The sequence below is a fragment of the Sphingobacterium suaedae genome, from assembly GCF_042684625.1.
In the GTDB taxonomy this organism is placed as follows: domain Bacteria; phylum Bacteroidota; class Bacteroidia; order Sphingobacteriales; family Sphingobacteriaceae; genus Sphingobacterium; species Sphingobacterium suaedae.
In genome coordinates, this window is the sequence record NZ_JBHULR010000001.1 from 89,883 (window position 1) to 106,252 (window position 16,370).

A 16,370-nucleotide genomic window follows, 5' to 3' on the forward strand; every position below is an offset into this window, starting at 1 on the left:
CGCTGTTTTTTATGAAATGATTTGGTTATCCTTCAAAACTTGATTCATGCTGCGGACAGCTGTCGCACTATTGACAAAGAGTTGCTTTTCCGCTTCAGACAATTGTAAGGGGACGATGCGGTCCCATCCGTTTTTGTTGATAATGACCGGAACACCAATGTTTATATCTGTTTCTTCATATTCACCTTCAAGATAAACGGAAGCGGTAAAAAGTCTATTTTGGTCACGTACAATACTTTCTACCATGGCTGCAGCTGCGGCCCCCGGGGCATACCAGGCTGAGGTGCCGATAAGTGCGGTGAGCGTTGCTCCACCGACCATCGTTTTCTTAACAATGTCTTGTTGCTCCTCTTCGGTCAAGAAATTTGTCACCGGAATGCTGTTCCACGTGGCATGGTTGATCAATGGGATCATCGTTGTATCTCCATGTCCGCCTATGACAATAGCGTTGAGGTCGTTTGCCGATGCATTTAGTTTTTGTGCCAATTGGTATTTAAAACGAGCGGAGTCTAAAGCGCCACCCATACCGATAATACGGTTTTTTGGTAGGCCACTAGCTTTTAATGTGAGATAAGTCATAGTATCCATCGGGTTAGACACGATCAAAATAATGATATCTGGCGAATATTGAACAAGATTTTCGACAACCGATTTTACGATACCGGCGTTGGTGCCTATCAATTCTTCGCGGGTCATGCCGGGTTTTCTGGGAATACCAGAGGTGATGACAGCAACGGCGGAGCCGGCAGTGGCGACGTAGTCATTTGTGACGCCGGTGATGGTAGAATCAAACCCTAATAGCGCGGCTGTTTGCATCATATCTTGCGCTTTGCCTTCGGCAACGCCTTCCTTAATGTCTAAGAGAACGATTTCCTCCGCAATATTTTTACGGACGAGGTTGTCGGCTGTAGTCGCTCCAACAGCACCTGCACCAATGACAGTTATTTTCATATTTTCTCGTTTAGTGGTAAAGAACAGATAGTTAAATATAGTGAAATTTAGCCAAACTTTGTGACAGGGCTGGTAGTAAATTGCAAAGTTATTATTGCATTTGGTACTCGCCGGTCGTCACCTTCTGCAGCAACGTAGATAGGAAGTGGAAAACCAACGGGCCGGTAAATGATGAATTTACCGGCCCGTTGGTTGAATGTCAGCGGATCAACTACTTTTAGAATGGGTAACCGATGGCTAGGTTGAACACTAAGTTGTTTTTTCGCCAATCGGAATCACGAATATCGATATATTTAAATACCCAACGATCCCCAGGTGGCCGATAGGGGACGCGAAGAGGAGTGGCTAAATCCAAGCGCACCACTAAGAAATCCAAATCCACGCGCAAACCTAGACCAGCACCAACGGCTAACTCCTTGTAAAAGTTTTTCGAAAGTCTTCCGCCCGGCTTATTGTCGTCCTGTCGTTGTAACCAAATATTGCCTGCATCAACAAATGCGGCCCAATGGAACATACCAGATATCTGGGCGCGGTATTCGGTGTTAAGCTCGAGCTTAAAATCTCCGGTTTGGTCTGCAAAAAAGTTTTCTTCACCGATATTTTCCGGAACAGCGATACCCGGACCAACGGCACGTGCCCGAAAAGCCCGGAGACCATTGGGCCCGCCGGAAAAATATTGCTTCAGGTAAGGCAGAGACCTGGAGTTTCCATATGAATAGCTGGTCCCGATCATCAGTCGTGAGGCCAGCTGTGAGTTGGAAGACAGCTTCATGTAATGTCTGAAGTCAGCCTCCGCTTTCACAAACTGAGCATAGGCGGTTCCAAATACCTTTTTTATATTATCGTTTTCATAACTTGCCCCTTGTATAAGACCTAATACATTACCCGAGGTATTAAGTCCCGTTTTTACATAAAACGTGTGCTTGCGTGTTTTTTCCATCGAGTTAGTGAATGTGTAGGAATAGTTCGGTCCGAATGAAAACTGCGGATCAACGATATGTCGTAACGTAGGAACGGTATCCATTTGAGCCCTGTACTCGTCCGAAATATTTCTCGGTTGCACGTAGATGATTTCAGCAACTGCGAGGTCGTGTTGTTTTTGTTCGTTTTCTTTCCAATTGTAGCCGTAGTTCATGGTCAGTGAATTGAGCGTATAGGCATTTCGCCTGTTCAAGAACTCATAACCAACCTTTGCATAGGTTTTGGGAATGAAACGGCGCGAGGGTGCCCACTTATATGGAGAGAGTAACCGAGGCCAAACAATGCCGACCTCAGCGCCATAGCGGATATAGCTGGAGTTTAAGTTGACGTTTCCTCCAGTTTGGGTTTCGTAGCCACCAAAGACAGATACATTCAATGTTTCAAAGCCTTTAAACGCGTTACGCAATGTCCAACTGACATTTGCTTCCGTTCCATTATATACGGAAGCGGTTTTTCCCAAGACTTCAAAGCGGATTGATTTCCGCTGCATGGGAGTTAGGTAGTAGTAGACATCCATGGTGTTGGCCGAATCAGGGCTGTCCACAAAATTGTTTTTCACGAATTTGAAAGCATTGAGATTCACCAGATGGCTAATCGTCATGTTGTGGTCGTTGCGGTTATATGTATCTCCTTTATGGAAGAAGATATGATTCGCCAATACAGGTTTGCGATAGGTATTTTGCGGATCCATGATATAATAATTGTCACGGAATAACTGAGACTTTCGCGGACGAGCAGTACGGAACCCCTCGGATGTTTGTTTGTAATTTGGATAGATAAAAATATTCCCGATTTTTTGAGGTGATTTCGCTTTCGACGCTGTTTCGGGTTTTACCGTCACATACATGTCCACTTTATTCGTGCCATTTGTGCTATCGACTTCCACCAAAATGTTGTCAGGCGAAAAATAATAGTATCCTTTATTTTTTAAATCGTTATCAATACGATCTCGTTCGTTTAAAATGATATCGAGGTTATAATTGCTTCCTATTTTCAATAAGGTACTATCCTTGGTGCTCAGGATATCCCGTCCTAAATGAGTGGCGGAATCTATTTCGAAATCGACGTTGGCAATACGATAAATGTTGCCTGGGAAAGCGTTGTAGTTGACTTCTGCAAATTTACCGTTTATAGCGGTATCAGAGGTTACGTAGGCGTTGAAAAAACCCAAATTTTCCATTCGGTTCCGTAATAGGTTTTCGTTGTATTCCCGGTTTACGTCTTCCAAAAGCACTGGTTCTTCCCCCTGTTTTTTCAACCAATTTTTTATACCCGTTGTGCTGTCCGGGCCACCGCCCATATTCCACAACCCAAGCTTAATCCGCATGCCCAAAAATTTCTTATTAGGCTTCGGCGTGAGCATTCCTTCTAGATGTTCTTCAAAGGCATCTTTTCGCTCTTTCGGTATACTGTCTTTATGTATCGTTACGTTCCCCGCGGTATATAATTTCTCATCGTCGGCCAAATGTTTGGTCGGGTTACACCCCGATGCCAAGATCAGACTAATGAGCCCCATCCACGCGTATCGCTGACTAGTTCTCATTGCTTCTCCTTTCTTCTTCCTCATTGCGGATGGTCGTCGTTGTTGCATGTTTTTCGTCTTGTTTCGAATCGTTTTTATCACGCGTTTCTTGCTCTTTTTCTAGGCTATCCAACTCCTCTTTCCGTATGATACGCGCTGCGGTATCTTGTGTTTTTGTTTGCGAACTGTCCTTATTGTTATTTTTTTGGAGTTCCTCCTGTTCTTCCCGTTGTCGTTCTTCCATGCGTTTGCGGAACTCTGGGCTATGTTTCATTAAACTGTCGCGTATAACCAGTCGAACACTATCGCGGTAAACGGAGTCTGTTTCCATACGCTCCACGTCAAAGCGGCGGCGGAAGCTCCGGCTATCCGTATTGTAATATTGTTCTAAAGCCCGCGAACTCATAAACAGTTCTTTAAACTTGTCGTAGCTCATATTGATAATGAAACCAATGCCGGTCTCTACGAATTGTCCCTGCAAAGTTGCTTGATATTGGTTTTTACGATATACCCTGGCAAAATAACGGCCGTCTTTGGATAGTTGGTATTCCAACGAAATATCGCCGGCAATATTGGTCGCTTTTTCTCCGGGTCGCGTATTTCCTTCGACTTCAAAATTAGATCCGATGGTGATCTTTAATCGATCATCAAAAAGCATTTTGGAAACCCCAACGTTTAGGTCTGTGCGTGTCTCGGCATTGCCTGTTAAATAATCCTCTTCTGACTGTAGATTGAAATCTAGTTCTACACCTTTAATAAGATCAGACGCGAGGTTGTTAAGCTGACTGGTCAAGAAAGAACTTACGGTACTCCTCGCTAGACCCTCGGCACCGCCGCCGCCCGAAAGGCTTTCGAACGGATTGGACGACATAAATCGGCCTAAGGCGATCAACGAGAATACTTGTTTGTTCAATTCTGCCGGATCTGACCGTATATTGGCTAACGCTATGTTTACTTTGCTGACAACATCCTGTGAGGCTATGGCATTATTTTCGTCTAAATCAATATCGAAATTGATTTCTGGTTTAAATAATTCTCCGGTGAGGATTAATTTTACATCGAACGGAATACGTTGTTTGTATAAATTTTGACTCTCCGATCCAATTTGTGATTGAACTAGCTCTAAGGTTGAGAATCGGTTCCTATAAATCGCCGTAATATCTAGACGAGCGTCCAATGGGTCTCCATTCCAAGTGATTGTGCTTCCCTTTTGAAAGATAAATGGCTTTGAGATAGGGCCTAGAGAAAATGTATAATCTCCTTTTTCCACGGTAAATGTTCCAGACATCGTTATCTTATCGCTAGCATCGATGGTCGTGTTCAGTTCAGCAATACCTTGTATGTTCAGTGCGTCTTGTGTTCCTTCGTCGAGAATCACTTTAAATTTGGCTTCTCGATCTGTTGAAAGGTTTAGCGCAATATCATAGCCGGACAGCTTGGTAGCGGTGGTCATCGAATCTAGACGCGCAAATACATTTGCCCGTGCTGTATCACTGCGGTCCACAAATTTCACAACACCGTCGCGTTGTGCAATTCCAGGATCATCATTCGGTACGATAAACACAAAGTCTGTTTTGTCATTTGCCTTTACATTACCATCTATGCGCGGGTTGTTTAAATCGCCGGTAATACGTAAGTTGGATGTCAAGTAAAGTTTCCCGAAAAACAGGTCATTGTCTTCACGTGTAGAATTGACTGCGGCGAAGTCGTCCATGCTCAGGTTTAGGTTGAAATCGAAGTCCGTATACGTGGTGGTTCGGATCGAACCGTTTAACTTGCTCGCATTTCCACGTGAATCTTTGATTTCGAATTGACGGAACTGTATACCTTGATTATTGAAGCGGATCACCTGATTATCCATGAGCAAATCAGCATTAAGCATCGCGACGTTAAGTTTCCCTTGCTGGAAAGCTAACTCCCCGTTGATGCGTGGGGCGTCTACTGTTCCGGTGACTTTCAGGTTGCCTACGAGATCTCCCGAGCAATCTTCTAGATACCCTAAACTGAACGCTTGGATTGTGGTCAGTTTCATCGGTTTCAACGATAGTGTGGCATCAATAGAGGAAGGCTCTCCGGGCAGGCTGATAAAGTCGCCAATCAGTTGTACATCATTGCCATTGTCTGTGATCTTAACATCGGCAGAAAAGGTGTTTTCCTGAATGTTATCCACTTTAACCAGAACGTTACCGACAGTGTCTTTGCCAAAGTAAAATTTATTGATTTCGAGATCAGAGACAAAGACAGGATTGCTTTCTAATCGGGATATCGTCGCTGTACCGTTGATTCCTCCGCCCATGTTCAACGTTTCGGATTCCAAAATTTCGGTGAATGTTTCGATGCGGAAATTATTAAAAGTAAGATCCAATGGTGCATTGAGTGTCGAATCCTGCGATTGTATCAACAGCTCTTGTCCGTTGTTCGTTAAGCGAAAACTTTTAGCCCGAATACCATCGGTGCCGAAGCTAAGCTGATTATCGGTATCGATCTGCCAATTTTCGTAGTTTAGCATAAGCCCATCTTCATTAAGGCTTAGGATATAGTTATTGTCGGTCACTTGCATTTTTGCTCCGAGGTGATATTGCTCTTTATCGACCTTATCTTTTATCCATAATCCGAAATCGAGATTATTTTCCATCACGCTTCCGCTGAATACCGTATTGCTCAGCTCGATATTGTTTACTTTGATCTTATTGATAAGAGCAGAATAATATAAGGTGCTATCCGCTGTGGTAAGATCGATTCCGACATTCTCGATTAACATACCGTCGTAAAGTACCTTTGGTGCGATCAGCTTGGCCATGATGCTTTTCGACTCGCTATCAAACGTTCCGTCCAACGTGACATCCCTCATTTCTTGCAATTCTGGGAAAAAGTCACGGATAAATCTCGAGTTGTTCAGCGAAGCACTAAACTCAAAATTTTGCGGCTCATAAGCTAGTGTCGTCGGCGCTGTTCCTTTTGGATTGTAATACATTCGGATAATATCCTGTACAGAGGCGCTCAACTCGGTCAACCTGTATTTTCCGACTAAGTGGGCTTGCAGAAATTCCGACTTGAGTACCAATGTATTGCGCGAGGTGTCGGCAGTGGCAGTTAGCGATATACTATCTAAGGTATAGCGTTGGTCGTTGTAAGCAATAGAAGAGTTGGAAACCGTGAGTGATCCATTCAGGAAGTCGGGATCAGCCGTTTCAAAATCCGCAACAATTTTTCCGTGGTAACGGAAGTTATCATCCATCAATTTCAGGTTTTGCAAATTAATGCTATCCACCATGACCGTAGCCTGCAGTTTTGGGTAGATTCCACGCATATCGGCTGCAAAATCCATTTGGAGTTGTAAATTTGGGTCTGGGCTGTTGACGGTTCCAGCAATATCACCGCCATTGGCCTGAATATCCAATTGTATGTTTCGGTAAGCATAACCCATGGCATCAAGGTGGTTAAGTGTACCTTTTACCGTTGCATTCATGCTTTTCGGATTGAGCCCGGTTCCGACAACTTTTGCCTCGGCTGAAAGCATGCCCAATATGGAGTCCTGTTTCAGAAGGCTCCCAATGTGGAAGTTGTCAATGGATACGTAAGCGTCGTAGGTTGTATCCCGGCCCATAGAAAGGTTTCCGTTGACCGTCGCGTTTCCTTTCTCTGTAATCAAACTCAGATTGGCGTCAAAACCTTTCATACCTCCGCGGAATGTTCCCGAAAGGCTAATGGCGTTGGGTAGTTGCAAACTATCCGGCAGCATGGATCGGGCGACAAGCCGCTCGATATCCGCTTTCCCAGTGGTCAGTTTGCGCAGTTTTAGATCGATATCCAATTTGTCCATGTCAGGCAACCCTTTGATTGTTGCACTAGCGATCAGGTGGGTGCGATCCAGCGTTCGGAACTCGATATTCGGGATTACGAGATTATCCATTCTACCCTTCACACTTCCGTCGATATAGAACGATCGGGTCAACAAGGGCTTCATAACATCCATGGTATCAAGAAATGGTGCAAAGTAAAGGATGTCACGCATGTCGATTGTTGACTTCCGTATCCGTGCATCTACCTGCACAAGACCGGGATTTTCAGATAGGGCATCCAGCGACGGATAGTACACTTGGATGCGGTCCCTGATGGTTGTCCACGGTGTTTCCGCTAATAAATTAGTAATTGTTGCGCCTGTATTATTGTACATGAAATCGGCCTGCAGCGACTTAATTGTAAAACCGGAGCGATCTTGTGCCGTCAGGCTTTTTAATGAGCCGGAGATGGAATCGGAAGAATAATAAAGATCCTCCAGCTCTCCGAAGAAATCACGTATGCCGATATTGAAATAGTCAAACCCTTTCATGCGTGCCTGGTTATCATCGCGAAAGGTTACCTTGGTCTTATTGATAAGAAGCCTATCGGCAGACACGATCCAGTTCATCGAACTGCTGTCTCTGTCTCCGTCAGTAGTTTTCTTTATTGTTTTTCCCAGCAAGATCTGCGAATCCGATTCGTCCAGTGCAACCTCTTCGAGCCGGACGATTTCCCTATTGAGATCCATCTCTTTGATGTTGGCTGTCAGTCTTTTGATATCAAATTTGGTATCCATGGACGATGAGGCGTCCTGATATTGTACGAATATGTTCGACAGGTCGACATTCTCGATAGACAGATCAGGCAATAAAGACGAAGCTTGTACACTGGTGTCGGTGATGCCGAAATCCGCCGCGGAAGGAGCCTCGGCATCGCTTACTGGTTGCCACTGATTCACAAAGGCTGTCAATCCATCGACTTTGAGGTTGGGCATGGCAAAAGCCATGTTTCCCGTTAAATCAAATCTTTTGACTTTCGTATCGAAATGTTGCAACCGTATATCTGCACGGGTGCCGATCACCTCGTCGGTATATACAAAGTGTATGCGTTTGAACAAGACGTCGTCGATGTCAAAGACAAGAGCCGACGAGGTGTCGGCCGTCGGTGTACTTTCTTTTTGGGAAGAAAATGCTTGAACGATGTAATCAAAATTAAAGGTGCTGTCGGGTAGGCTACGGTTTATTTTAGCCGTGATTCCTTCCAGTTCTAGTTCTTCGATTTCGACGGTGTTCTTTAGTAACTTGAACATGTTGATGTCGACCAGAAGCCGTTCTCCGGCGACCAATGTATCTTTCGACTGATCTTCAAAATACACATTTTCTAAGACCAGTTTTTTTGGAAATGTGATATTAACATAACCTATTCGGACAGGTGTCCCTATCTTATTCTCTACATAACTCGTTACTTTGCCCACGACGTAATTTTGTACGGCAGGTAGTCTGATGAGAAAAATGAGGAGCAAAATTAAGGCGATAACACTACCTATAATCCAGAGGATGGTTTTTAAAGCTATTCGTCCAAATCGATTCAAAGCGTTCTATTCTATAATGACGTTATTCAATAAATAAATTTATAACTTAAAAACGTAAATAAAGTTTAAATGTTTAGTTAAACATGAATTATTTGCGGGTTTAAGTAAAGAACAAAGATAAGGTTTGCCAGATAACAACATACAACGTGTAGAAATTTGTGCAGTAGGTGAGAACTGGTCATATTCCCAAATCTTTCCCAAATCTCAGGTTAATATTGTAGTTTAGTTAGATCATGAAAATACTGATAGTCGAGGACGAAACAGAATTGTGTGAAGTGGTGAAAACCTTTCTCGAGGGCGAGAAATTTGTGGTAGAGACAGCTGACAACTATACGAACGGGCTAGCTAAACTGGCTAATTATAGTTATGATTGCGTGTTGCTAGATGTGATGCTACCTGGAGGTACAGGTATGCAACTGTTGGCGCAACTACGGACATTGGGCAAGGACGATTCGGTCATTATTATTTCGGCAAAGGACTCCGTAGAAGATAAAGTGGAAGGGTTGGGCTTGGGCGCCGACGATTATTTGGCCAAGCCTTTTCATCTGGCCGAATTGTTGGCTCGTATAAAAACGATTATACGGCGCAAAAATCACCAGGGTGAGCAAGCTGTTCAGTTTAAAAATGTGCAACTGTTCCCCGATTCCCGTACCTTGCTCGTGAACGGTAATCAAGTCATGTTAAACCGTAAAGAATACGACCTGTTTTACTATTTTATGATTCGTCCAGGAAAACTTGTTACTAAAACGTCTTTAGCCGAAGCCGTGTGGGGAGATGATGCTGATCAATCGGATAATCTTGATTTTATTTACTCGCAGATTAAAAATTTACGCAAAAAATTAAAAGACCACCGTGCTGAAATCGATTTTCAAGCGGTGTATGGTGTAGGATATAAATTGGTGTAAGCTATGCAAATATCGTTAAAAAATTATACCCTACGTTATTTAAGCATCGCTTTCTTAGTGATCATCACTATTTGGGCGGCTCTTTTTTATGCCTACATTTTGGACGAAGTCTATGATAATGTAGATGATGGGCTAAAGAACCAAAAGATCGAGATTTTACGTGAAGTGTATAAGGATCCTATGCTGTTGGGTACGAAAGAGTTCGGTGTAAATCAGTTCCGCATTTGGCCGGCGGCGGATGACAATTTTTCGGAGCAGAACAGACTTTCCAGTGTGTTTTTTTATATGCCCTATGATGATGAGCAGGAACCCTATAGGGTTTTACGTACCGGCTTTTATGCGGCTGATCGTAAACCGTATCACTTAGAGATACGGACATCAACGGTGGAGGAAGACGATTTGATATATGATTTAACATCCGCATTGGTTGTATTATATGTTGTTTTGGTCTTAGGCCTCTATTTGATTAACGAATTCGTTCTCCGTCGTGCATGGAAGCCCTTTAAAGTTATTCTGACTAATCTTAACCATTATCGGTTTGGAAAAAAAGAACAACTCAAACCAATCGCGACGAACGTACTCGAATTTAATCAACTTGATGAGGAAATACGTCGGATGTGGAGGCGCAACGAACAAGTTTTTGATGAGCAGAAGCGGTTTTTAGAAAATGCCTCACATGAGCTCCAGACACCGTTGGCAATAATCATCAACAAACTGGAGTTGTTGATGGATGATGAATCGTTGTCGGAAGGCCAGTTGACGCAATTGTCCGAATCTAACCTAGTTCTGCATCGACTGGTGAACCTGAATAAAGCATTATTAATGCTATCGCGGATCGAAAATAAGCAGTATCCGCACGTGGAAAGTGTCAAACTCAATAAAGTGGCACATGATCTTTGTACGGACTTGCACGACCTCATTGGATTTAAAAAGCTTCAGCTGCACTGGCAAGAGTTAGGAATTTTCGAGGTGGCGATGAATAACGATCTAGCTGTGATACTGGTTTCAAATCTTCTTCGAAATGCGATTAAATATAGTACAGTAGGGAGCACGCTTTCTGTTGTTGTTCAAAGAGACCGACTGTCTATAGCCAACACAGGACAAATCGGTGCGCTTGATAAGGCGACGGTTTTTAAGCGTTTTCACAAAGGAATGCAAGATAGTCATTCAAATGGGTTGGGGCTGGCAATCGTTAAGTCGATTGTTGACACCTATCCAGAGCTGTCTATCACCTACGATTATGCGGGAGAGCAACATGTGTTTACTCTTTTTGCCTCATCGCCGCAATAGGCGCTGCCGTCTTCTATTACATCTCAACAATAATAATGCGAAAAAAATCAATATCACACTTTTTCCCAAATCTTTCCCAAATCAGTGCGCAACTTTGTATGACAATGAAGTGATATAAAGATGAATGCATTAATTAAAATCGTCGCTGCTGTAATGATAGTTTTTACAGTTAGCAAAGCCTCGGCAAATGAAAAAGTTATACCTTTTTCTAAACTGCCCGCAAAAGCTCAAACATTTGTTAAAACATATTTTAAACAAAGCGATGTGGCAGCTGTAACATTGGATACGGAATATTTTATTCAGAAAGAATACGCTGTTATTTTTAAGGATGGCTCTAAAGTTGAGTTTGATGGGAACGGAGCATGGGAAAGTATCGATATGAAGACGAGCGCGGTACCAGCGACGCTGATTCCACAAGCTATTCAGCGACATGTTCAAAAAAGCTTTCCGGACACCTTCGTTCAGGAAATTAAACAGACGAGAGCTACCTATGAAGTGGAAATCTCGAACGGGCTGGATTTAGAATTCTCCCGTCAAGGTGAATTTTTAAAAGTAGATGACTAATATTTAAAATTATACACGATGAAAAAAACAGTAATTGGATTGTCGTTTTTAGCGGCCGTATCATGTGCCTCAGTATCTTGTGATGATGACAAGGTTATCTCCGACGTAGAACTTCCTGAAAGTTCCCGTACATTTCTTTCAAGTCATTTTAATAATATCAATGTGAGTCGTATCGAGAAGGAGGGTGCGGGCTACTCCGTATATTTGGCGAATAAGATAGAAATTGATTTTAACAGTACAGGCGACTGGCTTGAGGTAGATGGTGAGGATGGAGTTTCAATTCCTACAGGTTTCATTCTACCTCAAATTGTGGATTATGTCGAAGATAATTATCCGACAACCACGATTAATGGTATTGAGAAAAAAGCGTCCGGATTTGATGTGGATTTAGTGCAGCAGGATACCGATTTGGTGTTTGATGTAAATGGTGGTTTTGTACGCGTAGATCCGTAATCAATTTTTTGATTCGACAAAAAGGCTTTGGTGATTTTCATCAGGGCCTTTTTTGTAGACGTGTTTTTTTAAAAAGGAAGACCACATCAATAGGATGGACGAGTGGTTAACTCATTATTTGGTGATTTTTTTCATTTGTTCGACTCTTTTTTTGATAAACATTTCTTTGTTTCGAGATAAACGGTATATTTGACTTACCGATTATTAATAGTATGAAATTGACCTTCATTGCGCTTTTTGTTTGCTTGGTATTTGGATCAAATGCACAAGATTTTTCTTTTGGTAAAGTAAAAGAAGCTGACTTTGTTGTACAGAGTACGCTTCTAGATAGTAGCTCTCAAGGGATCGTATTGAATGAGTATGGATATGCAAACGTAGAACTTAGTCCAATAGATGACAAGGGATTTGAAATTGAATACTACTACCATACCTTAATCAAAATTTTGAATAAAGAAGGGTACGATCAAGCTAATTTTACGATCCCGTTATATATCAATAACAACAATAAGGAAACGTTGGTCGACGTGAAAGGGTATACGTATAACTTGGAAGGCGGCAAGTTGGTGAAAACGGAACTGGATAAGGACAATGTGATTACGGAAAAAACGTCCAAGACCCTTCATCAAGTTAAAATAGCTTTTCCGCAAGTCAAAGAGGGATCGATCGTCGAGTTGCGTTATAAGACGAAGTCTCCTTTTTTATTTAGTTTGAACGCGTGGACATTCCAAACTGATATTCCGAAGGTGCGGAGCGAGTTTGTAACTCGTATTCCAGAGATTTGTACATATCGTGTCAATCTTAAAGGTGGGATCGCATTGACTGATAGGAAAGTTGAAAATTATAATACCCAGTTGAGTACGAATGTGGGCGAGATCCGCGGAGATAAAACCTCTTATGTGATGAACGATATTCCAGCTTTCGTCTCGGAAGATTTTATGACCGCGGCTAAGAATTTTACATCGATTTTAACGTTTGAATTAGCGCGATATGCGATTCCTTTCGGTCCGAACGAAACGTTTTCACTTACTTGGAATGATGTACAAAAGTCACTAATAGAACATGAAGATTTTGGAGGTCAGCTCAAGAAGAAGAACCAATTAAAAGAGTTTATTGATCCTCTTGTCGAGGGTGTCTCTGATGAATATGAAAAAGCCTTTAAGATTTATACGTTTCTAAAACGGCAGATTAAGTGGGACGAACGCCACAGTATTTTTGCGAGCACGGGTATAAAGAAAGCTTTAGAGACACGTTCTGGAAACAGTGCTGACCTGAACTTGGCACTGGTCAATGCCTTGAATTATAGTGATCTTCATGCGGAAGCCGTAATACTTTCCACGCGGGACAACGGATATCCGGGAATTTATTCAGCAGGAATATCAGAATTTAATCACGTTGTTGCGCGTGTCAAGATCGGGGATCAGTTTTATTTTTTGGATGCCACTGGAACGTATGAACCATTTGGCAATTTACCGTTAAAGTGTATTAATCATCAGGGACGTAACATTCCATTAAATGGCGTATCGGACTGGGTTCCACTACAGTCGAATCTGATAGCGACTTTGCATGTGAATTTTGTAGGAGGGTTGGACGAGGAAGGTACCCTGACAGGTCAGCTTACGTTGAATCGAGGAGGATACAATGCTTCAAACAAAAGAGCCGCCATGGATGGTTTTAATTCATTAGAAGAGTACTTTGAAGATTATGAAAAGAAATTGGCACATATGTCGATCGCTAAACCGTCGGTAGAAAACCGAGAGAACTGCGAAATGCTATTAGGAGAAAAAATGAATATTGAAGTCACAAACTTTGCCATCATGGATCAGGAAGAAATACATTTTAATCCCGTGGTCTACGGCAAAACTGATAGAAATCCATTCAACTTGGCAACCCGAACATATCCTGTGGATATCGGATCGAAGCTCCAGGAAAATATGACATTTACGATTCGTGTACCTGAAGGTTATACACTCAACCAAGAATCGTTAGAAAGCAAGTTAAATATGGCGTTACCTAATCGGGATGCACGTTTTGTTTTCAATGTTTCCCAAGATGGGGCCGTGGTCACGGCTCAAGTTCTTATGCAGATCAATAAGCCCCTATTCCTGCCGGAGGAGTATTTTGATTTAAAAGAGTTCTTTAGTCGTATCATTCAAGCGGAAAAAGTCTCTTTGACGTTACGGAAGAAAGCGTAATTGTCTAGCTGTTCCAACGCTTTAAAACGTGTAGGCTTTTGGAAGATTTTAATTATATAATTTGGTTAATGAAGCAGCTAGTATGGGTTGTCCAGCTAGCTGCGTTTTTTATAATAACTCGAGGAAGAACCTTCCTTTATCGGTTTGATTGACTGATTTTAAAAATTCCTGAAAAACAGTATAATGAGTTGGGGCGTATGTTCCTTGTTTGATAATCAATGTACGCTTCGTTTGCAAGGTATTGCCATCAATTCTTGCCGTGAATGTATATTCGCCCATGGGACAGGTAAATGTCTTGACCATCGGTGTCATTTTTTTGTTGACCTCATCAGGCAACTTGATTTCGATATAGTCTTCATCTGTAAACCCCCGATTAATATATATCGGTTGTTGCCTCCCTTCATTGCGTTGAATGGTGGTAAACGCATTGAATAGCGAAGATGGTAACATGACCCTATTGTCGGATTTGATAGCTATATTAGGTATTGATATGGAAAAATCCTCCAGGACGTGCGGTGTATCGTTTTCAATTTCGGAATAGGTAATGTTCGCGAAGTTGACATTGTTAATGTCATATCGTTTTGCGAGTAGTTTAGGCTTTTCCGTATTATTGGCATGTAGCACATCCGCATGGTTATCATATTGTGTTCCATAGAATTTCGTTTTTATCGAGCCTTCTAAGTTTGTCAGGTCTACCAATTTAAGTTTGGCTTCACGGATCTGTTTGTTTTCTTTATCGGTATAAATGGGAGTACGAAGTACTTTGCCTCCTTTCGGTGTCCAAGCTAAGACGAGTCTGTCATCGGTGAAGTCACCCAAGAAACCAAAAGGCATTTCCTGGCTTGTACACTCTAGCCAAGTGGTGTCTTGTTCAAAAGGAATACACAAAATAATATGGTTGCCGTCCTGTACATTGGCAAATTCCGTTTTCAAACTCTGCTTAAAGCCTCCGGCCTCAACCACGCAATAATAGGACGGTATATCAACTAACGATAATAAATTTTGCATATAATTGACTAAGGCTTTACAGTCTCCGTAACCATAACGCTCCACATCGCTTGCGTTAAAGGGTTCCAAACCGCCGATGCCCACCTGTATACTGATGTATCTTGTTTTCTGTTGTAGATAATGGTAGAGGACTTTTGCTTTTTCCTTGTCTGTCTTGCAATCTTTGGTTAATTGTAAGACTTTGTTTTTAGCCATTGCATCTAGATCTTGCTTTCCTTGTAGTAAATTGTCGTAAGCCCATTTTCCAAATTGTTCCCACGTGTCGAATGACCCCTTCCTTCCATAATACGAAATCTGCTGTGGTACGACATAAACGAGGATGGATCGCTCCCGGAATCCTCGCGTATAATTTTCTTCTCTGACCGCTGGAACAGGACCGGTTTCCCACTTACGTATGGTAAATTTGTCGGAATGGCTTATCGTCGGTTCTGCCGTCGTATGCTGGGTATATGTGCGAATAGCAGCTGTAGCAGGTGCCGCGAAGATGTATTCGCTCTGCTGTACTGACACCTGCTCGCTGAAGTTTGGATTCCAAGCAGGGATAATCAGATTTTGCTTGTGTTGTATCTCATATTCAAATTCAATAGTATAGGGGTATTGTACCGCGTTGTATTGGTAATATTTCAATCGGGTGTCTGAGAACATGGAGAATCCATCGGCAGCACTAACATCCATGAAATCCTTACTCCCGATTTTTTTAATGGGGTTTCCTGACGCATCATAGATCATGCCTTTCGCAGACTTGATGATCGCACTTTTATTATAATACAAAGGAATGAATGCATAGTCATCCCCATTCCTATTATACACTGTTATCGCTTTTTTCACCTTCTGAAGCATGTCGTTATCAGATCGCATTTCGATATAGACTGATTCATTTCGTATGGTTACCGCCGCTCTGCTTTTGAGTTCTTGCGGTATAGACTCAACATCGTATGTTGTCGATTGCGAGCGGAGGGATAGCATTGCTAATAGCAAAAATAATAGGCATGCATATTTCATAACAATTGGTTTGTTGTAAAGCACTAAGGTAATAAATAGCCATATGACTAGAAAATAAAAAATGGAACTTTTTCTTTAAATTTTGAACTAGAGACCGTTATTTTTAGTAAATTTTAAAGGATTAGTTT

At 42.2% G+C, this 16,370-nt stretch carries 9 protein-coding genes; 5 read left to right on the forward strand and 4 right to left on the reverse strand.

The features are described from left to right. Nucleotides 1–9: 9 nt before the first annotated feature. The 3 genes from ACFSR5_RS00410 to ACFSR5_RS00420 form a co-directional block, all read right to left on the reverse strand. A complete protein-coding gene (locus ACFSR5_RS00410; protein WP_380899551.1) occupies nucleotides 10–951 on the reverse strand; it encodes a malate dehydrogenase in 942 nt (313 codons plus the stop codon). 217 nt (nucleotides 952–1,168) lie between these two features. Beyond that, nucleotides 1,169–3,475, reverse strand: a complete 2,307-nt coding sequence (tamL, locus tag ACFSR5_RS00415; protein ID WP_380899553.1) for a translocation and assembly module lipoprotein TamL — start codon at nucleotides 3,473–3,475, stop codon at nucleotides 1,169–1,171. Next, a complete protein-coding gene (locus tag ACFSR5_RS00420) occupies nucleotides 3,465–8,711 on the reverse strand; it encodes a translocation/assembly module TamB domain-containing protein (protein WP_380899555.1) in 5,247 nt (1,748 codons plus the stop codon). The genes tamL and ACFSR5_RS00420 overlap by 11 nt, the downstream gene beginning before the upstream one ends. A gap of 350 nt (nucleotides 8,712–9,061) precedes the next feature. Between ACFSR5_RS00420 and ACFSR5_RS00425 the strand changes: the two genes are divergently transcribed. The 5 genes from ACFSR5_RS00425 (at nucleotide 9,062) to ACFSR5_RS00445 (ending at nucleotide 14,232) form a co-directional block, all read left to right on the forward strand. Beyond that, nucleotides 9,062–9,733, forward strand: a complete 672-nt coding sequence (locus ACFSR5_RS00425; protein ID WP_380899557.1) for a response regulator transcription factor — start codon at nucleotides 9,062–9,064, stop codon at nucleotides 9,731–9,733. Nucleotides 9,734–9,736: 3 nt separating this feature from the next. Further along, nucleotides 9,737–11,023 carry a sensor histidine kinase gene (locus ACFSR5_RS00430; protein ID WP_380899559.1) on the forward strand — a complete coding sequence of 429 codons (1,287 nt, stop codon included), beginning with the start codon at nucleotides 9,737–9,739 and terminating at the stop codon, nucleotides 11,021–11,023. Between the two features lie 120 nt (nucleotides 11,024–11,143). Then, nucleotides 11,144–11,587: a PepSY-like domain-containing protein gene (locus ACFSR5_RS00435; protein WP_380899561.1), complete on the forward strand. Its 444-nt coding sequence runs from the start codon at nucleotides 11,144–11,146 to the stop codon at nucleotides 11,585–11,587. A gap of 18 nt (nucleotides 11,588–11,605) precedes the next feature. After that, entirely contained in the window at nucleotides 11,606–12,040 is a 435-nt protein-coding gene (locus ACFSR5_RS00440) for a PepSY-like domain-containing protein (protein WP_380899563.1), read from the forward strand. 212 nt (nucleotides 12,041–12,252) lie between these two features. Then, the gene (locus ACFSR5_RS00445; RefSeq protein ID WP_380899565.1) at nucleotides 12,253–14,232 is read left to right on the forward strand and encodes a DUF3857 domain-containing protein; all 1,980 of its coding nucleotides are present in this window, start codon (nucleotides 12,253–12,255) and stop codon (nucleotides 14,230–14,232) included. 108 nt (nucleotides 14,233–14,340) lie between these two features. On the opposite strand, the gene ACFSR5_RS00450 is transcribed toward ACFSR5_RS00445, so the two are convergent. After that, on the reverse strand, nucleotides 14,341–16,242 hold the full coding sequence (locus ACFSR5_RS00450) for a DUF3857 domain-containing protein (RefSeq protein WP_380899567.1): 1,902 nt from the start codon (nucleotides 16,240–16,242) through the stop codon (nucleotides 14,341–14,343). Between the last annotated feature and the right edge of the window lie 128 nt (nucleotides 16,243–16,370).